Annotated in this window: 25 protein-coding genes; 10 read left to right on the top strand and 15 right to left on the bottom strand. The window is 64.9% G+C overall.

Features of this window, described 5'->3' with window-relative positions; all coding sequences use genetic code 11:
* Positions 1–3: 3 nt before the first annotated feature.
* On the bottom strand, positions 4–792 hold the full coding sequence (locus tag MTX34_RS04400) for an RsiV family protein (RefSeq protein ID WP_243608587.1): 789 nt from the start codon (positions 790–792) through the stop codon (positions 4–6).
* 121 nt (positions 793–913) lie between these two features.
* On the opposite strand from MTX34_RS04400, the gene MTX34_RS04405 reads away from it, so the two are divergent.
* Complete coding sequence (locus tag MTX34_RS04405) at positions 914–1267, top strand: VOC family protein (protein ID WP_243608588.1); 354 nt, start codon at positions 914–916, stop codon at positions 1265–1267.
* 118 nt (positions 1268–1385) lie between these two features.
* Here MTX34_RS04405 and groL read toward each other — a convergent pair whose 3' ends face one another.
* Positions 1386–3011, bottom strand: coding sequence for a chaperonin GroEL (groL, locus tag MTX34_RS04410; protein WP_243594481.1), 1626 nt, complete (start codon positions 3009–3011; stop codon positions 1386–1388).
* Positions 3012–3416: 405 nt separating this feature from the next.
* Here groL and MTX34_RS04415 point away from each other — a divergent pair, with 405 nt between their 5' ends.
* A complete protein-coding gene (locus MTX34_RS04415; protein WP_243608589.1) occupies positions 3417–4898 on the top strand; it encodes an amino acid permease in 1482 nt (493 codons plus the stop codon).
* Positions 4899–4935: 37 nt separating this feature from the next.
* On the opposite strand, the gene MTX34_RS04420 is transcribed toward MTX34_RS04415, so the two are convergent.
* The gene (locus MTX34_RS04420) at positions 4936–5850 is read right to left on the bottom strand and encodes a serine/threonine-protein kinase (protein ID WP_243608590.1); all 915 of its coding nucleotides are present in this window, start codon (positions 5848–5850) and stop codon (positions 4936–4938) included.
* Between the two features lie 288 nt (positions 5851–6138).
* On the opposite strand from MTX34_RS04420, the gene MTX34_RS04425 reads away from it, so the two are divergent.
* Positions 6139–8004: a BCCT family transporter gene (locus tag MTX34_RS04425; RefSeq protein ID WP_243594484.1), complete on the top strand. Its 1866-nt coding sequence runs from the start codon at positions 6139–6141 to the stop codon at positions 8002–8004.
* Positions 8005–8047: 43 nt separating this feature from the next.
* On the opposite strand, the gene MTX34_RS04430 is transcribed toward MTX34_RS04425, so the two are convergent.
* Positions 8048–8377: a helix-turn-helix domain-containing protein gene (locus tag MTX34_RS04430; protein WP_243594485.1), complete on the bottom strand. Its 330-nt coding sequence runs from the start codon at positions 8375–8377 to the stop codon at positions 8048–8050.
* Between the two features lie 80 nt (positions 8378–8457).
* Between MTX34_RS04430 and MTX34_RS04435 the strand changes: the two genes are divergently transcribed.
* Complete coding sequence (locus tag MTX34_RS04435) at positions 8458–8805, top strand: DoxX family protein (protein WP_243594486.1); 348 nt, start codon at positions 8458–8460, stop codon at positions 8803–8805.
* On the opposite strand, the gene MTX34_RS04440 is transcribed toward MTX34_RS04435, so the two are convergent.
* From MTX34_RS04440 to MTX34_RS04470, 7 genes are all read right to left on the bottom strand, one after another.
* Positions 8785–9390, bottom strand: coding sequence for a DJ-1/PfpI family protein (locus tag MTX34_RS04440; RefSeq protein WP_243594487.1), 606 nt, complete (start codon positions 9388–9390; stop codon positions 8785–8787). The genes MTX34_RS04435 and MTX34_RS04440 overlap by 21 nt on opposite strands.
* A gap of 10 nt (positions 9391–9400) precedes the next feature.
* The gene (locus MTX34_RS04445; protein WP_243594488.1) at positions 9401–9769 is read right to left on the bottom strand and encodes a GPP34 family phosphoprotein; all 369 of its coding nucleotides are present in this window, start codon (positions 9767–9769) and stop codon (positions 9401–9403) included.
* Complete coding sequence (locus MTX34_RS04450; RefSeq protein ID WP_243594489.1) at positions 9766–10185, bottom strand: DUF1801 domain-containing protein; 420 nt, start codon at positions 10183–10185, stop codon at positions 9766–9768. The genes MTX34_RS04445 and MTX34_RS04450 overlap by 4 nt, the downstream gene beginning before the upstream one ends.
* On the bottom strand, positions 10182–10526 hold the full coding sequence (locus MTX34_RS04455; RefSeq protein ID WP_243594490.1) for a UBP-type zinc finger domain-containing protein: 345 nt from the start codon (positions 10524–10526) through the stop codon (positions 10182–10184). The genes MTX34_RS04450 and MTX34_RS04455 overlap by 4 nt, the downstream gene beginning before the upstream one ends.
* Positions 10523–11968 (bottom strand): ATP-binding protein, encoded by a 1446-nt coding sequence (locus MTX34_RS25655; protein WP_279392849.1) that lies wholly within the window; start codon positions 11966–11968, stop codon positions 10523–10525. The genes MTX34_RS04455 and MTX34_RS25655 overlap by 4 nt, the downstream gene beginning before the upstream one ends.
* Positions 11965–13620: an FAD-dependent oxidoreductase gene (locus MTX34_RS04465; protein ID WP_243608591.1), complete on the bottom strand. Its 1656-nt coding sequence runs from the start codon at positions 13618–13620 to the stop codon at positions 11965–11967. The genes MTX34_RS25655 and MTX34_RS04465 overlap by 4 nt, the downstream gene beginning before the upstream one ends.
* An 88-nt stretch (positions 13621–13708) precedes the next feature.
* Positions 13709–13846, bottom strand: a complete 138-nt coding sequence (locus MTX34_RS04470) for a hypothetical protein (protein ID WP_176460417.1) — start codon at positions 13844–13846, stop codon at positions 13709–13711.
* 218 nt (positions 13847–14064) lie between these two features.
* Between MTX34_RS04470 and MTX34_RS04475 the strand changes: the two genes are divergently transcribed.
* Entirely contained in the window at positions 14065–14841 is a 777-nt protein-coding gene (locus MTX34_RS04475; protein WP_243594492.1) for a DUF1206 domain-containing protein, read from the top strand.
* A 20-nt stretch (positions 14842–14861) separates the two neighbouring features.
* On the opposite strand, the gene MTX34_RS04480 is transcribed toward MTX34_RS04475, so the two are convergent.
* Positions 14862–15056: a helix-turn-helix transcriptional regulator gene (locus MTX34_RS04480; protein WP_243594493.1), complete on the bottom strand. Its 195-nt coding sequence runs from the start codon at positions 15054–15056 to the stop codon at positions 14862–14864.
* The gene (locus MTX34_RS04485) at positions 15053–15448 is read right to left on the bottom strand and encodes a hypothetical protein (RefSeq protein WP_243594494.1); all 396 of its coding nucleotides are present in this window, start codon (positions 15446–15448) and stop codon (positions 15053–15055) included. Before MTX34_RS04485 ends, MTX34_RS04480 begins: the two co-directional genes overlap by 4 nt.
* Positions 15449–15617: 169 nt before the next feature.
* Between MTX34_RS04485 and MTX34_RS04490 the strand changes: the two genes are divergently transcribed.
* From MTX34_RS04490 to MTX34_RS04510, 5 genes are all read left to right on the top strand, one after another.
* Entirely contained in the window at positions 15618–16082 is a 465-nt protein-coding gene (locus MTX34_RS04490; protein ID WP_243594495.1) for an SRPBCC family protein, read from the top strand.
* A gap of 88 nt (positions 16083–16170) precedes the next feature.
* Positions 16171–16437, top strand: coding sequence for a GlsB/YeaQ/YmgE family stress response membrane protein (locus MTX34_RS04495; RefSeq protein ID WP_094613941.1), 267 nt, complete (start codon positions 16171–16173; stop codon positions 16435–16437).
* Positions 16438–16566: 129 nt separating this feature from the next.
* Positions 16567–17283, top strand: a complete 717-nt coding sequence (locus MTX34_RS04500) for a phosphatidylserine decarboxylase (RefSeq protein WP_243594496.1) — start codon at positions 16567–16569, stop codon at positions 17281–17283.
* A gap of 8 nt (positions 17284–17291) precedes the next feature.
* Positions 17292–18146, top strand: coding sequence for a CDP-diacylglycerol--serine O-phosphatidyltransferase (gene pssA / locus MTX34_RS04505; protein ID WP_149406575.1), 855 nt, complete (start codon positions 17292–17294; stop codon positions 18144–18146).
* Positions 18147–18179: 33 nt separating this feature from the next.
* Positions 18180–20357 (top strand): AAA family ATPase, encoded by a 2178-nt coding sequence (locus tag MTX34_RS04510; RefSeq protein ID WP_243608592.1) that lies wholly within the window; start codon positions 18180–18182, stop codon positions 20355–20357.
* 53 nt (positions 20358–20410) lie between these two features.
* Here the strand turns inward: MTX34_RS04510 and MTX34_RS04515 are convergent, their stop codons facing one another.
* Complete coding sequence (locus tag MTX34_RS04515; protein ID WP_243608593.1) at positions 20411–21163, bottom strand: isocitrate lyase/phosphoenolpyruvate mutase family protein; 753 nt, start codon at positions 21161–21163, stop codon at positions 20411–20413.
* 61 nt (positions 21164–21224) lie between these two features.
* Positions 21225–21629 carry an NUDIX domain-containing protein gene (locus MTX34_RS04520; protein ID WP_374638886.1) on the bottom strand — a complete coding sequence of 135 codons (405 nt, stop codon included), beginning with the start codon at positions 21627–21629 and terminating at the stop codon, positions 21225–21227.
* Between the last annotated feature and the right edge of the window lie 16 nt (positions 21630–21645).

A 21645-nucleotide genomic window follows, 5' to 3' on the forward strand; every position in this document is an offset into this window, starting at 1 on the left:
CGGTCAGCTGCTCAGCACGTCCTGCATGCCGGGAGCGAGGACATCGGACAGGTCGGTCCATGGGACTGTGATCGTGATGAGGCCGAGGCCATAGGCCCCAACCTGGTAGTCACCGAAGTGAATGTTCATCCCCTCCGGTGATGCCGTCCAGTTGCCGAAGTTGGCCACCGTCGGCTCGATGCCCGAGCGCTCGAAGCTCTCGCCTGCCCGGGTGGTCGGCAGAATCTCCGCTGCTCGTTCGGACAGCCTGGACAGACCGGAATCCAAGTCGGTGAAGGCATCGCCCAGAGAGATCGGTTGCGCGGTGTCGGCGTCGATCGTGACGGTCGCAAGCAGTGAATTACCGTGCGCTCCGGGCGGCACTGCGATCCAATCCGTGATCTGTTCGGCACTGATCACGCGCCGGCCGACGTAGGTCGCACCCGTCGAGTAGCCGTCGCTGAGAGCGAAGTCGTATCCGTAGTCGCCGTCGATCTGATCTTGCAACGCAGCGCGCATCGACTCGTTGAACTCCGCCGTCACGGCGGGATCCCCGCCACTGAGCTGCGGAATCGCGACGTCGTAGGTGGCATTCTCCGTCGATCCGGTGATCCGAGTGCTGCCGACGACGTACGGCTCCGCGGATTCGGAGCTGATGGGCGGAGTTGCACTCGTCGGCTCGGCGCGCTGAGCGGTGACTGTGACATCGGTAGTCGTCGGTGCGGACGCGGGCGTGGCGCTTCCAGAGGTGGAACATCCCGCTAGGGCCGCGGTCACGGCAAGTGCGGCGGCCAACGAGCGAATACGAGTCATGACCGACCCTAACCACTGCGCGACGCCTCACTCAATAGGAAACAGCTGCGGAGCACAGACGCCGCAGCTACCGTCGAACCGTCCGGTTCGTGTCGACCGGCCACGTTTCGGAGGGAGTTCGATGAGAACGACGAGCATCATCACCAATCTGCGCGTGCCGAACGTGGACGCGGCCAAGTCGTACTACTCCGAGTTTCTCGGTCTGCGTTCGGAGGAGTTCGATATGGGGTGGGTTGCGCGGCTGACGTCGCCCGATCGCCCGGTCAGCGTTCAGCTGGTCACCCGCGACGAGAGCGCACCGGAGGATTCTGTGATGTCGGTGCACACCGACGATGTCGAGGGCGCGTACGCCGAAGCGCAGAAGCTCGGCTACGAGATCGTGTATCCGTTGACCACCGAGCCGTGGGGCGTGCGCCGCTTCTTCGTTCGCGCTCCCGACGGCAACGTCATCAACATCGCGAATCACCGGGACTGACTGCTTCGGAATCGGGTGCAGCTGACCGCGCCCAGCGCGGCCCACTGCACCGGATTCGAACACGAAAAAGCCCGAACCCCTCGAAAGGGAGTCGGGCTTTTTCAGCGTGGGGCTGGACTCAGAAGTCCATGCCGCCCATGCCACCGGTCGGATCGCCGGCGGGCGCTCCGGCCTTTTCGGGCTTGTCGGCGACGACGGCCTCGGTGGTGAGGAACAGAGCCGCGATGGACGCTGCGTTCTGCAGTGCCGAGCGGGTGACCTTGACCGGGTCGTTGATGCCTGCAGCGAGCAGGTCCTCGTACTCGTTGGTCGCGGCGTTGAGGCCGTGACCGGCGGGCAGGTTGGCAACCTTGTCCGCAACGACGCCGGGCTCGAGGCCAGCGTTGAATGCGATCTGCTTGAGCGGGGCGGACAGTGCGACGCGAACGATGTTCACGCCGGTTGCCTCGTCACCGTCGAGCTTGAGGTTGTCGAGTGCGGGCGCTGCCTGGAGCAGTGCCACGCCGCCACCGGCGACGATGCCTTCTTCGACGGCTGCCTTGGCGTTACGCACGGCATCTTCGATGCGGTGCTTGCGCTCCTTGAGCTCGACCTCGGTTGCGGCTCCGGCCTTGATGACTGCAACGCCGCCGGCCAGCTTGGCCAGGCGCTCCTGCAGCTTCTCGCGGTCGTAGTCGGAATCGGAGTTCTCGATCTCGGCGCGGATCTGGTTGACGCGACCGGCGATGGCGTCGGAATCTCCCGAGCCCTCGACGATGGTGGTCTCGTCCTTGGTGATGACGACCTTGCGTGCCTGACCGAGCAGCTCGAGTCCGGCGGTCTCCAGGGAGAGGCCGACCTCTTCGCTGATGACCTCGCCACCGGTGAGGATGGCGATGTCGGCGAGCTGCGCCTTGCGACGGTCACCGAATCCGGGAGCCTTGACGGCGACGGACTTGAAGGTGCCACGGATCTTGTTCACCACGAGGGTGGAGAGAGCTTCGCCCTCGACGTCCTCGGCGATGATGACGAGCGGCTTACCGGACTGGATGACCTTCTCCAGCAGCGGCAGCAGGTCCTTGACAGTGCTGATCTTGGAGCTGACGAGCAGGATGTACGCGTCTTCGAGGACGGCTTCCTGGCGCTCTGCATCGGTGGCGAAGTACGCCGAGATGTAGCCCTTGTCGAAGCGCATGCCCTCGGTGAGCTCGAGCTGCAGGCCGAAGGTGTTGGACTCCTCGACCGTGATGACGCCTTCCTTGCCGACCTTGTCCATTGCCTCGGCGATGAGCTCGCCGATGGACGGGTCGCCTGCGGAGATGCCAGCGGTAGCAGCGATCTGCTCCTTGGTGTCGATCTCCTTGGCGGACGCGAGCAGCGACTCGGTGACGGCTGCAACAGCCTTCTCGATGCCGCGCTTGAGGCCGAGCGGGTTCGCGCCGGCTGCGACGTTGCGCAGGCCTTCACGGACGAGTGCCTGAGCGAGAACGGTGGCGGTGGTGGTGCCGTCGCCTGCGACGTCGTCGGTCTTCTTGGCGACCTCCTTGACGAGCTCGGCACCGATCTTCTCGTAGGGATCTTCGAGCTCGATCTCCTTGGCGATGGAAACACCATCGTTGGTGATCGTGGGAGCTCCCCACTTCTTCTCGAGTACGACGTTGCGACCCTTGGGGCCCAACGTCACCTTTACTGCGTCGGCGAGGGCATTGAGGCCTCGCTCGAGGCCACGGCGTGCCTCTTCGTCGAACGCGATGATCTTGGCCATTGCGAAGTGATCCTCCGGATTGGGGGTGACACATTGCTGGCCGAGCTCGGTGCCCGCGACGGACGACCAGGGGTGTCGTTGATTCCCCGGCCTCACCGTGTCCCGACCTGGCACTCACGTGTCGAGAGTGCCAACTGCATTTCTAGCACTCGCCCATGGCGAGTGCAAGGTCGTCCGCCATCGGCGAACCGCCGCACCCCCATGCCCGACGCCACCGCGCGGCGAAAGTCGCGAGCGGATGCTCGGTCGAGCCGTCGTTCGTGACGCACTGTTCACACCCGTACGCATTGTTAACATCCGAATGCAGTGCATCGAACCCTCGACACCAATACCGTTGAGCAACAACAGCTTCGACGTCAGAAAATTCGGACGAAACCCCACAAATCCGACAGCAAGGATCGAAACATGTCCGATACGGTCGACACCTCGTACGACAACTCGGCGATGGACCACGAGGAAGAGGGTTATCACAAGGGCCTCAAACCTCGGCAGTTGCAGATGATCGCGATCGGCGGTGCGATCGGCACCGGCCTGTTCCTCGGCGCGGGTGGACGCCTCGCCAGCGCCGGGCCCGGCCTCTTCCTCGCCTATGCCCTCTGCGGCATCTTCGTCTTCTTCATCCTGCGCGCACTCGGCGAGCTGGTGCTGCATCGCCCGTCCTCGGGCAGCTTCGTCTCGTACGCGCGCGAGTTCTTCGGCGAGAAGGCAGCGTTCGTCGCGGGCTGGATGTACTTCCTGAACTGGGCGATGACGGCCATCGTGGACGTCACCGCCATCGCGACGTACATGCATTACTGGGGCAGCTTCGAGGTGATTCCACAGTGGGTCATCGCCTTGATCGCACTGGTCATCGTCATGAGTCTGAACCTCGTCTCGGTCAAGTGGTTCGGTGAGATGGAATTCTGGGCAGCAATCATCAAGGTCATCGCGTTGGTGACGTTCCTGATCGTGGGCGTGGTGTTCCTCGCGGGTCGCATCCCCGTCGGTACCCAGATGCCGGGCATCAGTCTCATCACCGACAACGGCGGCCTGTTCCCGTCGGGTGCGTGGCCGCTGGTCATCGTCATCTCTGGCGTCGTGTTCGCCTATGCTGCAGTCGAATTGGTCGGTACGGCCGCCGGCGAGACCGAGAACCCGGAGAAGATCATGCCGCGGGCGATCAACTCGGTCATCGCCCGTATCGCACTGTTCTACGTCGGTTCGCTGGTGCTGCTGGCCCTACTGATGCCGTACACCGCGTACCAGTCCGGCACCTCGCCGTTCGTCACGTTCTTCTCGAGCATCGGCCTCGGCGGCGCGGGCACCATCATGAACATCGTCGTGCTCACGGCGGCCCTGTCCAGCCTCAATGCCGGGCTGTACTCGACGGGCCGCATCCTGCGGTCGATGGCGATGAACGGCAGTGCGCCGGAGTTCACCAAGAAGATGACCAAGGGCGGAGTTCCGTTCGGCGGCATCCTGCTCACCTGTTTCATCACACTGTTCGGTGTGGCGCTCAACGCCATCGCCCCTGGCGAGGCGTTCGAGATCGTGTTGAACATGTCCGCACTGGGCATCATCGCCAGCTGGGCCACCATCGTGCTGTGCCAGATCCAGTTGTTCCGTTGGTCGAAGAAGGGCATCGTGGAGCGGCCCAAGTTCCGCCTCTTCGGGGCGCCGTACACCAGCTACGCGACGCTGGTGTTCCTGTTCGGCGTGCTGGTGCTGATGGCCTTCGACGCCCCGATCGGCTCGTGGACCATCGCCACCCTGGTCGTCATCGTCCCGGCACTGATCGGTGGCTGGTTCCTGGTGCGCACCAAGGTGCTCACCGTCGCCGAGGAACGACTCGGGTACACCGGCCAATACCCGGTTGTGGCCAATCGCCCGACCGAACCGGAGGAGTAGCGATCTCGCGTGGCGGGGCTCGCAGGCACGGGCCCTGTCACGTGGATTTCAGCCAACGAGAGCGAGTGAACGGCGACCGTCGCGGCGGCGGTTCCGGAACTCCGGCTGTCACTGCCGCCGCCACCGCGTCGCTGAGCTCGGCGCAGGTTCGGAAGCGATCCGACGGATCCTTCGCCAACGCCCTCGCGACCACCGCGTCGAGCCCCCGCGGCAACGAGCGTCGACGACGCGTCACCGACGGCGGCTCGGAAGTGAGATGTGCAGCAGTGATGGCAAACGGCGTGGCCAGTGGATACGGCGTCCGGCCGGTCGCCAGTTCGACCAGCGTCGCCCCCAGTCCGTAGACGTCGGTCTGCGCACTCGGCACTCCCCCACGGAGCAGCTCCGGTGCCGCATACGGGATGGATGCCATCACCGTCCCACCCGCAGCGAGCGGAGTCGAATCACCCAGCAGGCGTGCAATTCCCCAGTCGGACAACAACACCTGCTCGTAGCCGTCGAATCGCTCGGTGGAGATGAGAGTGTTCGCCGGCTTGACGTCCCGATGCACGACGCCCTGCGAGTGGGCGTAGTCGAGTCCCTTGGCCACCTCGGCGACGATGCGCGCCACCCGGGAGACGTCGAGTGCGATCTGTCCGCGGGCAACGAGCCGCGCGGCGCTGTAGCCGTCCACGTAGTGCATGGACATCCACAGCCGGTGCTCGAACTCACCATGTTCGTGCACCGACACGATGTTCGGGTGCACCAGCCGTGCGGCGACGGCCGCTTCCATCCGAAACTTGTTGCGCAGCCTCGGGGATCGCGACGCGTGCCGGTCCAGAATCTTGAGAGCCTCTAGCCGATCGTGGCCGCGCCCGAGAACCAGGTACACCTCGCTCATACCGCCGACCCCGAGACGTCGCTGAATCCGAAAACCCGCGAACTCCGAACCCGACTGCAATCGACTGGTCACCGAATGACCTGCTGCACAGCATTGTTCACGCCGCGAAATGCAAGGGGTGATACAACCGGACACGTCCGCAGCATCGGCAGAACTGTAGTCCGTTCGGCTGCTCGGGGCGACTCGACGGAAACCGCACGCATGCCTGTTTCCCAGTTCGGCAGCCCTCACGAGTTTCGCCACCAGCGCCGATGTCGTTTATGGTGATAGCCGGTACTTGACCGAAACAAGAGAAGAAGAACGGCAAACCGATAGTGGTCAGCCGATTGCGGTGACTCGAGTTGTAAGGAAGTCAAGTAAGTGAAAGCAATAAAGGAAGCCTGGGGAGGCCTGCTCAAGCCGGTCTTCATCCCAGCATCGATCATCATCTTCGTCATGATCGCCTTCTCCGTAATCTACGCGAGCACGGCGGCAGATTCGTTCGACAAGCTCAACAAGGCCATCACGGCAGGCGTCGGCTGGTGGTACATCCTCGCCGCGACCGGTTTCGTGCTGTTCGCCCTGTACTGCGGATTGAGCCGAGTCGGCAACATCCGCCTCGGCCGCGACGACGAGAAGCCCGAGTTCGGCGTCCTCTCGTGGTTCGCCATGCTGTTCTCCGCGGGCATGGGCATCGGCCTGGTGTTCTACGGTGTTGCCGAGCCGCTCTCGCACTACGTGACGCCCCCCGAGGCCGGTGGCCTCCCCGGCAGCACCGACCCGGCTGCGCGTCAGGCCATGGAGCTCACGCTGTTCCATTGGGGCCTGCACGCCTGGGCGATCTACGTCGTAGTCGGCCTCGGCATGGCGTACATGACGTACCGCAAGGGGCGCCCGCTGACCGTCCGCTGGCTGCTCGAACCGTTGCTCGGCCGCAAGCGCATCGAGGGCCCGATCGGTCACACCATCGACACCGTCGCGATCGTGGGCACCCTGTTCGGTGTTGCGACCTCACTCGGATTCGGCGTCCAACAGATCTCCGCGGGTCTCGAGTTCCTGGGCTGGGTCGAGACCACCAACCTGTTCGTGATCGTGCTCATCGCAGTGATCACCGGCATCGCCACCTTCTCCGTGGTCAGTGGCGTGTCCAAGGGACTCAAGTGGCTCTCGAACATCAACATGGGACTGGCGGCCTCGCTCGCGCTGTTCGTGCTGCTCCTCGGTCCGACGCTGTTCCTGATGCAGTCCTGGGTTCAGAACCTCGGCGGCTACGTTCAAGCCCTGCCCGAGCTGTCCCTGCGCACCTCCCCCTTCTCCGACGACGGATGGGCCGGCGGGTGGACCATCTTCTACTGGGGTTGGTGGATGAGCTGGGCACCGTTCGTCGGCATGTTCATCGCACGCATCTCGCGTGGACGCACCATCCGTGAATTCGTCTTCGGCGTGCTGCTGGCACCGACCATCGTGGGATCGCTGTGGTTCACCATCTTCGGCGACACCGGCATCCTGCGTCAGCGCAACGACGGCGATCTGCTCGACGCCGAAGGAGCGGTGAACAACAACACCAGCCTGTTCCAGGTACTCGATGGCCTGCCCATCGCCGTCCTCACCAGCGTCATCGCCATCGCGGTGATCGTGTTCTTCTTCGTGACGTCCTCGGACTCAGGATCGCTGGTGATCGACATCCTCGCAACCGGCGGCGAGCTGGAAACCCCGAAGATCACGCGCGTCTACTGGGCCGTTCTTCAGGGCGTGGCGGCAGCCGTCTTGCTCCTGGTCGGTGGAACCAGTTCTCTGACTGCGTTGCAGACGATGTCGATCGCGACAGCGGTGCCGTTCTCGATCGTGCTGGTGCTGGCGTGTGTGTCGATGCTCAAGGCGTTCCGCTACGACGTCGCTACGACCCCGCGTTATCTACGAGTGACCGCGACGCCGGACGTCACGGAGGACCAGCCCGAGGCACCGACGCCCCAGGCTGAGCGCAAGCGAGCAACCGCCGGGATTTCGTCGACGTTCTCCGGTCTGACACCGTCCAAGTCGGGGCTTACACCCCCGCTCACCGACGGAAGTGTCGTACTCGCGGTGCACGAGGTGCCCACCGAGCAACTCGAGATTCATCCGGAGACGGGCGCAGTGGAGTACTCCGGCGACAATGCTCCGGTCGATCCCTTGGGCGGCGAGGTCTTCGACACTCAGGAGTTCGCGGACTCCGCCGAAGGACACAACCAGAACAACCACTCCAGCTGATCCGACTCGACCACTTCTGGCCCTCGCGAATCTCTCGCGGGGGTCAGAGGTTGTTCGAAGCCCATTCCGTGAGCGCGCGCAGTGACGGCAGCAGCGCCTCACCGGCCGGCGTCAGGCTGTACTCCACCGAGATCGGCGGCCCGTCGCCGACGGTGCGCGCCACCAGGCCTGCTTTCCCGAGTTCTCCCAGACGTTCCGACAGCACCGAGTCACTGATGCCACCGACGGCACGGCGCAGGTCGGAGAACCCCATCGGTCCGTTCATCAGCGTCGCAAGAAGAATTCCGTTCCACCTCTTGCCGAGAAAGCCGAAGGCTTTGGCCAGCGCTCCGTCGCAGGCACGCGGTGGGTGAGGCTCTCCGTTGACTGCCATGGCTCCACCTTACCGAGGGTGCTACAGTCCGCCTTGCTGCTTCTGAATTGCTAGTGGCCTCAGAAATGAAAGCAGGGCTCATGTTCATCGCAACCGCCGTCGTCTCGGTCGTGCTCGCCGTCGCACTCACGTTCTCCGCCATCGGGAAACTGACGAAGAATCCCTCCGTCGTCCCCATGCTCGAGCAGGTCGGCGTGCCGGCAAACAGGATTCCCTGGCTCGCATATGCGGAACTACTCGGTGCCGTCGGTCTCCTGGTGGGTCTCTACCTCTGGCCCATCGGCGTCGCAGCCGCCGTCGGTGTCGTTCTCTACTTCGTCGGAGCAGTCGTCGCCCACGTGCGGATCAAGGACAAGGACTTCGCTCCGGCCGCAGGGCTGGCCGTCTTCGCCGTCGTCGCGCTGGTGCTACGGGTGCTCAGCGCCTGACCAGTCGTAGTCCATCTGGCCCGCGGTGGCGAGAGCGTGGTCCGCGCCCGTCCACCGTGCGACCAGATGCAGGGCAAGATCCAGACCGGCGCTGATCCCGGCGGACGTCGCCAGATCGCCGTGGTCGGTGTACCGAACACCCTCGTGCACCACCAGCGCAGGCCAGTTCTTCCGCAGCAGTTCCAGATCTTCCCAGTGTGTGGTGACCGGCCGCTCGTCGAGCAGTCCCGCAGCCGCCAGCACGAACGCACCGGTGCATACCGACGCCACCAACTCGGCACCGGGCCGAAGTCGCTGCAACCACTGCAGCACCCGGTCGTCCGTCGACACCGCGTCGACCACTCCGCCAGGAACCACGACGACGTCGTATCCCCTCGGATCGTCGATCGTGGTGTCGACGCCGATCCTCATCCCGCCCCTCGCGGCGACAGCTCGATCATCGATCCCGACGAGTGTCACCTCGAAAGGTGTTGCGCTCCCCGCACGTTCGGCCACTCGATTGGCAACCGAGAACACCTCGAACGGACCGCACGCGTCGAGCACCTCGACGTCGTCGAACAAGAGAATTGCAACGCTTCTTTTCATATTCCGGCCTTCAGCTACTCGTGGTCGACACGATGACGGGCACCATCACCGCGGCCATCACCGCAGCGTTCACATCCGAGACGGCCTTGCGCACAGCCGCGCCTGCCCACTCGCCCTCGGCGATCTGCTTCGCCCTCTGTTTCAGCAACTTCTTGTCCGCGTCCACGATCACCTTGTGCGTCAGGTCCACCGCCGAGATCAGCGAGATCAACGCAGCCGAATGCGGCGACGGCGTCCTACCGTCGACCAGCGCGCCGCGCACGGCATCTCGCAGGGCCTTCTCGTGCGAGGTGTCGCGAGCAGGCCACGTCGTGGTCGGGAACAAGCCCCACACCTTGTCCTTCTGCTCGGTGACGAGGTCCACCGCGATCAAGGTCATGACGCGAGGTTACCCAGTATGTACCGGTAGTTGTGAGCCACCAATTGTTCGAGAATCGCTATGTCCACATCGGCGAGTGTGTTCACGTACAGGCAACCTGCTCCTCGCTTGTGCTTTCCCAGTTGTTCGAGCAAGGACTCCGACTCCGGGGCGGACGTGGCCCCGTACACCGACAGACTCGCCTTGCGCGGCGAGAACCCGACGACGAAATACTCGCCCCGCCGACCACTGCCCGTGGTGTACCGGTAGGTCCCGAACCCCACCATCGTCGGACCCCACATCACCGCCGGCTGCCCGGTCACGCGACCCATCATCGCCGCGAGCGCGAGCCCATCCGCCCGCCGAACCGGATGCTGCACGGCAGCCAGGAAATCCGCGGCCGATGCCTCGGTGGGTCGAGTCAGGTTCTCGTTCAATTGATCAGACTCTGCCAATTCGCGGGCACCCGCTCACGCGGACCGGGAACCGACTGATCGAGCGGACGGTGTTGCGGTGGAGCCAGTTCCGGCCCGTCGTACATCTGCTCGTCGGCGTAGTTGTAGAACCAGTCCTCACCGGGCTCGTAGCTTCGCACGAACTGGTGCCGGGTGGACTCGGCGTGTTTGCTGGCGTGCTGGGACGGCGAGGAATCACAACATCCGATGTGTCCGCACTGCGCGCACCGCCTCAGATGCACCCACCACCCCTGTGCCTGTGTGCATTCCACACACCCCGGGCCCGACGGTGGGACCTGCGGGTCGATGCCTTCGATGGTCATGATGCCTCCTCTGTTGCCGGGTCCTTGGGCAGTCGCACGATGAAACGTGTATCCCCCGGTTCGGACACCACACGCAGATCACCCTGATGCTTCTTCACCACGATCCGCCACGAGATGTCCAGGCCGAGGCCCGTCCCTTCGCCGACCGGCTTGGTGGTGAAGAACGGCTCGAAGATGCGCGATCGAATCTCCTGGGGCACACCGGGTCCGGTATCGCAGATCTCGATCTGGACCTGATCCTCGTCCAACGATGTCCGAACTGTCAGCACCCCTTTCTCCTCGGGAGTCGCCGCCATCGCCTGCACGGCATTGTCGATCAGGTTGGTCCACACCTGATTGAGTTCGGCGGCGTAGGCCGGGATGGGCGGCACCGAAGGGTCGTAATCCTTCACCACACGGATGTCGTCACCGATCTTGCGGCCCAACATGATCAGAGTGCTGTCGAGCAGCTCGTGCACGTCCACGGTGCGATACGGCGCACGATCCATCTGCGAATACTGCTTCGCGGCACCGACCAGCGTCGAAATACGAGTGGTCGAATCCGCGATCTCGTTCATCAGCAATTCGGTTTCGACGGTGTAGTTGAGCCACCGAATGGCACCCTCCAGCATCGTCGGATCATCGACCGTCGCCGAGACCCGATCGAGCCACGGCACATCGAGGCCGGCCGAGACGAACGTCGGAGCCAGATCCCAGGCCTCTCCGATTCCTTTGTCCTCGAACCACTCTCCGAGTTCGTCCTCGCGGTCCGACGCCTCCATCGCCGTCAGCTTCGGAGCCTTGGCCACCAGTTCCACCGCCTCGTTCTGCAACCCGACCAGATGCGCCATGCTCGCGCGATCGAGGGTGCCGCCGGCGATCATCGCCAACTTCTGCCGCATGTGCGCCACCCGATCACGCAACGCGGACGTTGCCCGTACCGCAGCGGCGGCCGGATTGTTCAGCTCGTGCGTCAAACCGGCGGACAGAGAACCCAACGCCAACAGTCGTTCTCGTTGTTCCACGATCTGCTTGGTGTTCTGATTTCCGAAGAACAAACCCTCGAGCAGATGCAGCGCCATCGGGAACCACTCCCGCACGATCGACGCGAAGCATTCGGCGTCGAGCACGAAGAACCGGGAGGGCTCGGTGACCCGCATCGAACCCTGGTACGTCTGCGGCACTCGATCGCCCAGATACGCCTGCCACGCACCGGCGTACACCCCGCGCTGCGACGTCCGATTGACCACCAGGTCCTCCCCGCCCGAGAGCTTCGAGAGCACCACGGCTCCGTCCATCAGAACGTAGAAGCACGTCGCCGGTTCGCCCTCCGCGTACACCGGCCCGGGCTCGATCGTCTCGATGCGCCCGTCCCGACACAGCTCCGCCAACTGCGGGTCGGTGAGCTGCTCGAACAGGAACAGCGTCCGCAACTCCTCCGGATCACATGCAGGCGTGCTCATGGGTTCGCCAGATATCTGTGCACCAACATCACGGCCATCGCTCCCTCTCCCACTGCCGACGCGACGCGTTTGGCCGAGTCGGACCGTACGTCACCGGCGGCGAACACACCGGGCACACTCGTTTCGAGGTGATGCGGAAGACGGGCCGACGTCCAGCCTGCGGGCGCTCGCCCGTCGACGACGAGATCGGGCCCGGTGACCACGAATCCGTGCTCGTCCCGAACGAGCACCCCGTCGAGCCACTCGGTGCGCGGCGCCGCACCGATGAACAGGAACAGGTACTGCGCGTCGACCGTCGAGGTCTCGTCGGTTGCCCTGTCGCGCAGCGTGATCGACTCGAGGTGACCGTCACCCGACACACCGACGACCTCGGTGCGGGGCCGAACGCTGATCTTCGGGTTCTCTTCGATCTGCTTGATGAGGTAGTACGACATCGACGCTTCGAGGGACTCGGCCCGGATCAGGATGGTGACCGACTTGGCCCCGCGCGAGAGATACACCGCCGCCTGACCAGCCGAGTTCGCGCCGCCCACGATGTAGACGTCCTGCTCGGCACACCGCGCCGCCTCGGTCATCGCCGATCCGTAGAACACGCCTCGGCCGGTGAAGTCGTCGATGCCGGGTGCCTCCAGCCGACGATAGGCGACCCCGGTGGACAGGATGATCGTCTGGGCGCTGATGCTGCGGCCGTCGGCGAATCGTACGGTTCGCGCAGCACCGGTGGTTTCGAGGCCGACGACGTCCTGGGTGGTGACCACCTCGGCACCGAACTTCAACGCCTGCCGCCGCGCCCGCTCGGCGAGCTGCGCTCCCGACACCCCGTCGGGAAAGCCCAGGTAATTCTCGATTCGCGAACTCTGACCGGCCTGGCCACCGGTGGCGGTCCGCTCGATCAACGTCGTCCGCAGACCCTCCGACGCACCGTAGAGCGCGGCCCCGAGCCCTGCCGGTCCGCCGCCGATGACGACCAGATCGTAGAACTCCTCCGACGGTGACACGGTCAATCCGAGCCGAGTGCCCAGCTCTGCGTCGGACGGTTCGATCAACGCATCGCCCTCGGTGGTGATGACCACCGGCAAGCGACCCTCGTCCACACCTGCGGCGGCCAGCAGCCGGGCTCCCTCGGATTCGTCGGACATGTACCAGCGGTACGGCAGCCGATTACGGGCCAGGAACTCGCGAATTTCCGACGACCGCGCAGACCAACGATGGCCGATGATCTTGGTGTCCTCGACGGCCCGGTGGTCGTAGGCACACCATGCCTCGAGTTGGGCGTCGAGCACGGGGTAGAGCTTTTCCTCGGGCGGATCCCACGGCTTGAGCAGGTAGTAGTCGAGATCGATGACATTGATCGCGTCGATCGCAGCGTCGGTGTCCGCGTATGCGGTGAGGAGGATGCGACGGGCCGTGGGGAAGATGTCCATGGCCTGCTCGAGAAACTCCATGCCGCTCATGTGCGGCATGCGATAGTCGGCCAGAAGAATGGCGACCGGGGTGCCCCGAAGCGCGAGTTCCTTCAGGGCGTCGAGCGCCCCGGCACCGGATTCGGCGCGCACGATGCGGTACTGCTCGCCGTACCGGCGGCGCAGGTCGCGGGCGACGGATCTCGATACTCCTGGATCGTCGTCGACGCTGAGAATGACCGGTTTCATGACCCTCCAGGGCTGATGCTCATCGACTTCATGAGCATGCCACCGCGTTGCCCCGAATGGGAGGCAAGCAGGCCTGGAAACAGCAGGGTCAGATTCGGCCGCGCCTGATCAGATCGAGTTCCTGCGGGGTGAGTAGCCGCTCGAGCTTCTCGGCCGGCCAGGTACGCGGACTGCCGCTCATCCTGGCGGTCTTCAACAGGGGTAGATCGCTGCTGGTACGACGCATAATCGACTGTAATTTCACGGTGGATCACTCCGAACAATTTCTTCGTTGGTCCCGACACTCCGCTTGCTACATCGATCAGTGTCCGCCCGGTGTTAACGCCGCCGTGGGATCTCGTGCGGCGTTTCGCCGCTCGACACCGTTTCTCTCGCCTCGGAGCGGGTAAGCAGACGCCCACGTCAACTGATCGGGGAACGATAGTGAACACGTCGGGTAAGTCGGTGGCCGATTCCGTACAGGACAACGGTGCCTTCGAGAAAGCGGCGCGAGCCGGCCACTTCGTCAGCGGAGTACTGCACATCCTCATCGGCTACATCGCCGTTCGGTTGGCGTTCGGCCAATCGGGAAACGCGGATCAGTCCGGTGCGCTGGCCGAACTGGGCGACCAGCCCGGCGGCAGAATCGCCCTGTGGGTCGCGGTGGTCGCATTTCTGGCCTTGGCTCTGTGGCGAATTCTCGAGGCGATCGTCGGCAAGAAGTCCGACGCTGACGCCGGAAGCGTGCTGGACCGCCTCAAGGCAGCGGCGTTGGCCGTCGTCTACCTCGCGTTCGCCTTCTCGACCTACGGCTTCGCAACCGGCTCGGGCAAGTCCAGCGGACAGCAGAACGCCGGCTGGTCTGCGCGGCTGATGGAATCCGGCGGCGGCAAGCTCGTGCTCATAGCCGTCGCGCTGGTCGTCATCGGAGTGGGTGGGTACCACGTCTACAAGGGCGTATCGAAGAACTTCCTCGACGACCTCGAAGGCCACCAGAGCGGAGCCGTGGTCAAGCTCGGTATCGCCGGATACGCAGCCAAGGGCACTGCCCTCGTCGGAGCCGGACTCCTCGTCGTGGTGGCAGTGCTGCAGTCCGATCCGTCGAAGGCCACCGGCATCGACGGTGCCCTCAAGACGCTCGGCTCGCAGCCCTACGGTCGGGTACTGCTGATCCTCGCGGGAGTGGGCATCGCGCTCTACGGCCTCTATGCCTTCGTACTGGCTCGCCGCGCTCGGATGTAGAACGCGGTTCGGCTGCTCGATCAGCGCGGGTCGAACAACTCGTCGACGCTGACCTCGAACAGCCGGGCCAGACGGAACGCGAGAGACAGCCGCGGATCGAAGTGACCCTTCTCGATCGAGATGATCGTCTGCCGACTGACCCCTACCGCGTCGGCGCACTGCTGTTGAGACAAACCGGCAGCAGTGCGCAGCCGGTGCACATCGTTGGACGTCACCGCTGCGTGCGCGAGAGGACCAGGTATCGCACGGCAACGTCGGCCATGGCCAGTGCCACAAATGCGACGACCGGAACCAACTCCGTGTCGAGTATCGCCGAGGCCGCCGCCGCGACGCCGAGTGCGATCAGCAGATCGAAGAAGGCAGCGGACGACGCCTGCTGCAACCACTGGAACTCGACGGAATCCTCCGGATTCTCCGGCATCTTCGGCGATCGTTGCGGAACGAGCGTCCACATCGCTCCGACGAGAGCCGGGGCCGCTGCCGCCGCGAACACCAGACCTACCTGCCACCCGCCGTCGTCTCGCACCGATGCGGCAACGACTCCGACAACGGCGGCGAGCGCAATTCCGAGAACTGCGGCGGGAACTCGTGGCAGTGCGACCCTCATGACAACCTCCCGAGTGTGTACAAGTTCTTTGACATATCCCACCCCCACTCGGCTCCGATGTCAAACTTCTCTTACATCCTCGTCGCCCCTGTTTCGCTATGAGCTCGCACACACATATGCTGTGACCGATTTGTCGTAACGTTCAGTCACACATACACGGAGGCCCACGTTGAGCAAGACTCTCGAAGCCACGATCGACATCGCAGCGAGCCCCGAGACCGTGTGGTCGATCGTTTCCGACCTGCAGCGCATGGGCGAGTGGAGCCCGCAGTGCAAGAAGATGAAGGTCTTCGGAGGCCCGGTCGGCAAGGGCACCACAACGCTCAACGTCAACCGCAAGGGATTGCTCGTCTGGCCGACCACCTCGAAGGTCGTCACCTTCGAGCCCAATCGTGAACTCGCCTTCCGCGTCGTCGAGAACAAGACGATCTGGTCCTACACCCTCACTCCCACCGCGACCGGAACGACTGTCGTCGAAAAGCGGGAAGCTCCGACGGGCACATCGGCAGTGTCGTCGTTTCTGGTGCAGCGCATCCTCGGTGGTATCGACGAGTTCGACGTCGAGCTCCTCGAAGGCATGAACAAGACTCTGCGTCGCATCAAGACCGAGAGCGAAAAGTCGAGCGAGAAATAACTTTTCTCAGGAATGTTTCAGGTTCGTTTCCCACGGGCATCCGTCGTTTCGACAAGCAATAGACACGAACGGAAAGTGGGGGCACCCTATGTTGGGACTCGGATTTGTAGGCTGGATCATCATCGGCGGACTGGCCGGTTGGATCGGTAGCAAGATCATGAAGACGGATGCTCAGATGGGCATCATCCTGAACATCGTCGTCGGCATCATCGGTGGCCTACTGGGCGGATTCCTGCTCAGCACCTTCCTCGACGTCGAGGGTGGCGGAATCATCTTCAGCTTCATCACCTGCCTGCTCGGCGCTTGCATCCTGCTGTTCCTGGTCAAGCTCGTCACGGGTCGCAGCCGCGTCTGATCGCACTTGCAGTTCCTGACTGCCGGGGCACCTCACGTACGCTGTGAGGGCCTCGGCAGTCGTGCGTCTGCACCTCGCTCCAGCACCACGAACTGCCAGCCCCTGTCCGACGAAAAGTTAGAGGAGACCGTGGCACGCCGTCCCGCCCCGATTGGTCAACCGCCCCGCACCGGAGTGGCTCACATCGTCGACTTGGTTCGCGAAACGGTTCCACCGCTTCACCCCGCAGGCCTGCCGTTCGTCGGTGGCCCGCTTGCCGTCGCAGTTCTCGGCCGCCGCTCCAAGTGGGTCCGCAACGCCGGTCTCGTCGCCGCCGGTGCCTGCGCCACGTTTTTCCGCCACCCGTCCCGAGTGCCGCCGAATCGCCCCGGCGTCGTCGTCGCTCCCGCCGACGGCCTCGTCACGCTCGTCGATTCCGCCGTCCCGCCTGCCGAGCTCGATCTCGGCTCGCAGCCGGTCCCGCGCGTGAGCATCTTCCTCTCCGTCCTCGATGTGCACGTGCAGCGTGTGCCCGTCGCCGGTCGGGTCGTGGAGGTCGTACACCGCCGCGGCCAGTTCAAGTCCGCGGACCTGGCCGAGGCCAGTGAGGTCAACGAGCGCAACAGCATGCACATCAGGACCGACTCCGGCCAGAACGTCGCCGTCGTACAGATTGCCGGTCTCATCGCGCGACGCATCATCAACAACGCGAAGGTCGGCGACACACTGTCGATCGGCGACACCTACGGGCTGATCCGATTCGGATCCCGCGTCGACACCTACTTCCCTGCGGGCACGACGCTGCTGGTCGAACGCGGTCAACGCGCGGTCGGTGCCGAGACGGTCCTCGCCGAGCTTCCGCAGTAGAAACCGACATGATCACCAGACGCGCCAAGCCGCCTGCTGCCATTCGTCTGCTTCCGTCCGTCGTCACGATTCTCGCGCTGTGCTCCGGCCTGTCCGCGGTCAAGTTCGCCCTCGACGGCCAGCTCGGCACCGCGCTCGCCATGATCGGTGCCGCCGCGATCCTCGACGCGTTGGACGGTCGCATCGCTCGATTGCTCGACGCCACCAGCAAGATCGGTGCCGAACTGGACTCGCTGTCCGACGCCATCTCGTTCGGTGTGGCACCGGCACTGGTGCTCTACGTGACGCTGCTCGAGGGCAGCAGCGGCGGCTGGATCGTGGCGCTGGTCTACGCCGTCAGCATCGTGCTCCGGCTCGCGCGCTTCAACACCCTGCTCGACGAGGACGACACCCCCGCATACGCCCGCGAGTACTTCACCGGAGTTCCCGCCCCCGCGGGAGCGCTCATCGCCATGGCTCCGATCGCGGGCTTCGAGCAGTTCGGCGACGGTTGGTGGGCGTCGTTCTACGTCGTCGCCGGCTGGGCGATCATCACCGCTGGTCTGATCGTCAGCCGCATCCCCACGTTGGCGCTCAAAACCGTCTCGGTACCTCCGCGGCTGGCCGCGGGGCTGTTGGTTCTGGTCGCTCTGCTCGCCGCAGCGCTTATCACCTTCCCGCTGATTCTGCTGATGGGGTTGGTGCTGGCCTACCTGGTGCACATTCCGTTCGCGGTGCGCTCGCAGCGCTGGACGGCCGCGCGCCCGTACACCTGGGATGCCAAGCCGGCCGAACGTCGGGCCGAGCGTCGGGCCATCCGCCGAGCGCCGGGCAACGCGCGCCGGTCGCAGGCACGTCTGGGACTGCGTCGGCCTCGTAGCTGATCCACCCGCAGCCGAACCATTAGTGTGGCTGTGGTGACCGAATCTCGCTCGACGACGCCTGAGCTCGTTCTCACCGCCCGCCTCAACACGTCCGCGGCAGATGCCCGACGCGGCGTCGTGCGACTACACCCGGAGGTGCTCGCCGCACTGGGCCTTCGGGAGTGGGATGCGGTGTCGCTCATCGGTTCTCGCCGCACGGCCGCCGTCGTTGCCGCGGCACCCGAGGGATCACCGCAGGGCACCGCGCTCCTGGACGACGTCACGCTCTCCAATACCGGGCTGCGCGAAAACGCCTCTGTCGCAGTCGGACCCGCCACCGTCTACGGAGCCAGGACCGTCACGGTGACAGGTTCCGCACTCGCCACCGGTTCCATCTCCGACGCCACCCTGCGGCAAGCGTTGCTCGGCAAGGTGCTGACGGTGGGCGACACGGTCTCACTCCTCCCCCGCGATCTGGGGCCCGGCACCTCCAGCACGTCGGCGACGCAGGCGCTGTCGAGGACGTTCGGAGTGGCGTGGACCACCGAGCTGTTGACGGTCTCGGCCGTCGACCCGTCGGGTGGCCCGGTCAGTGTGCAGCCGAATTCGGCGGTCGGATGGGGCTCGGGCACCGTCACCGCTGCGCCCGCATCGTCATCACATGCGGCCACCCCGAGGACCGCGGCCCCGCGAGTCGGCGTGGCAGATCTGGTGGGAGTGAGCGTTCAGCAGTCGAAACTCACCGAATGGCTGCGGCTGGCGCTGGACGAGTCCGAATTGCTGGCGACACTCGGCGCGTCACCGCACCTGGGGGTGCTGATCACCGGACCCGGCGGGGTGGGCAAGGCCACGTTGGCGCGTGCGGTCGTCGGCGATCGCGCCTGTGTCGTGCTGGACGGGCCGTCGATCGGCGCGCTCGAGGCGTCGGCTCGCGTGGAGCGGGTCACCGCGGCCGTGGACGAACTGTCGGGATCCGGGGTGCTGCTCATCACCGACGTCGACGCATTGCTGCCCTCCGATCCCGAACCGGCGTCCACGTTCGTCCTCGACGTTCTGCGCCGGGCCGTCGACACTCCCGGTCTGGCTCTGATCGCGACGACGGCCCACCCGGAGGGCACCGATCCACGACTGCGCGGTCAGGACCTGTGCGATCGAGAACTCACCCTCACCCTGCCCGACGCGGCAGGCCGCAAGGGATTGCTGGAGCATCTGCTGCGAAAGGTACCGCAGGGCGATGTGGATCTCGGCGAGATAGCCTCACGAACACCGGGTTTCGTGGTCGCCGATCTGGCTGCACTGACCCGGGAGGCGGCGCTGCGAGCGGCGGCTCGCGCGTCGAACGATTCCGCCACGGCCTCGTTGACGCAGGACGATCTGGTGGGCGCACTCCAGGTGATCCGCCCACTGTCACGATCGGGCAGCGAGGAGCTGGCCATCGGCAGCCTCACCCTCGACGACGTCGGCGACATGGTCGAGACCAAGCAGGCACTCACCGAGGCAGTACTGTGGCCGCTGCGGCATCCGGACTCGTTCGCGCGCTTGGGAATCGAGCCGCCGCGAGGAGTCCTGCTCTACGGCCCGCCCGGCTGCGGCAAGACGTTCCTCGTGCGGGCGCTCGCCAGCTCCGGGCAGCTCAGCGTGCACTCGGTCAAGGGCGCGGAGTTGATGGACAAGTGGGTCGGATCCTCGGAAAAGGCTGTCCGAGAACTCTTTCAACGCGCCCGCGATTCCGCTCCCTCGCTGATCTTCCTGGACGAGGTGGACGCTCTTGTGCCCCGGCGCGGGCAAAGTTCGGATTCCGGCGTCGGCGATCGGGTCGTCGCGGCGCTGCTGACCGAACTCGACGGCGTCGAACCGTTGCGCGATGTCGTCGTACTCGGCGCAACCAACCGGCCCGATCTGATCGATCCCGCGCTGCTTCGGCCGGGCCGACTCGAGCGCTTGGTCTTCGTGCCGCCGCCGGATTCCGATGCCCGCGTGGCCATCCTGAAGGCGTCGGGCAAGTCCATTCCGCTCGCCTCGGACGTCGACCTCGAGTCGCTGGCCCGCGACCTCGACGGTTATTCCGCGGCCGACTGCGCAGCGTTGCTGCGCGAGGCCGCGTTGACAGCGATGCGTCGGTCGATGGATGCGGCCGACGTCACCGCCGCCGATGTCGCCGCTGCTCGGGCGACGGTGAAACCGTCACTCGATCCCGAGCAGGTGGCGCATCTGGAGGCCTACGGGTCGTGAGCGGAAATTCGTAGCAGGCTACGAATTTCCGCTCACCTGCGGCGAAGCCGCTCTCACTTCCAGCGGCCGAGGATCTCTTCTGCCCGCTTGGCCAATTCCATCTGGAAGATCGGACCGAAGCTGATGCGTCCGACGCCGAGGGATGCGAAGTGCGACAGGTCGCCCTCGGCCGGGTTGGCGATGGCGTTGATGGGCAGTGGGAGTTCCTGGGCGAGGCGCTTGTAGTCGGCGTCGTTGTGGAAGCCGACGGGGTAGAGCGAGTCGGCTCCGGCCTCGGCGGCCAGCTTCAGGCGTGCGATGGCGCGCTCGACGCGGTCGCTCTCGTCACCGATCGCCTTGACGAACAGGTCGGTGCGGGCGTTGATGACCACGTGGACGTCGGTGGCGTCGGATGCTGCACGCAGTGCTCCGACGAAGTCGGCGTGTTCCTGCGCTTCGCGGAGGCGGCCGCCCTCGCTGTGCACGGTGTCCTCGATGTTGAGGCCGACGGCTCCGGCGGAGATCAGGCCGTCGATCAGTCGCTTGGGATCTTCGCCGTAGCCGGCTTCGATGTCGACCGACAGCGGCACGTCGACAGCTCCGGAGATCTGGGTGATGCGGGCGAGGAGCTCGTCGAAGGTGATGCCCTCGTTGTCGGGCTTGCCGATGGAGTCCGAGACGGGGTGGCTGCCGACGGTCAGGGCGGTGAATCCTGCGGACACGGCCAGGTTGGCGGACCAGGCGTCCCACACGGTCGGCAACACAACGGGGTTACCCGGCTGGTGCAGCTCGAGCAGGGTGGTGGCTTTCTGGGACAGGGTCGACATGAAGGCTCCTTCGCGGTGGCTGTGGAGAACGTACGTTCTCTCAGTCCCCAACGTACCCGCTTCAGTCGATCAAATCGAGTGCTTGCATTCGGTCGAACACCATCAGGGAGCCGGGAGCCACGTCGGGCATGGCGGCGTACTCGTCGCGAGTGAAGTACCTGATCTCTGCAATTTCGCTGGTCGGCGTCGGCTCGTTCGCCAGATCGGCGATGAAGCAGGTGATCTCGAGCGGGGTACCTGGCGGGTGCCCCCATGCCTGACACTCGAACACTCCGAGGAGCCGCGCGTCCGTTACTTTCGCGTCGAGCTCTTCCCTGATCTCCCGGTGCAGCGCCTGCTCGGGTGTCTCGCCCGGGTCGATCTTGCCGCCCGCCATGTAGAACGCAGACTTGCCGACCGACCGCGTCTGGATCATTCGACGATCTCGGACGTACGCCAGACCGGCGGTCCGAATGAGCCTCGACACGCTCACGGCACTTCCC

Source organism: Rhodococcus sp. ARC_M5 (assembly GCF_022810405.1).
GTDB lineage: Bacteria > Actinomycetota > Actinomycetes > Mycobacteriales > Mycobacteriaceae > Rhodococcoides > Rhodococcoides navarretei.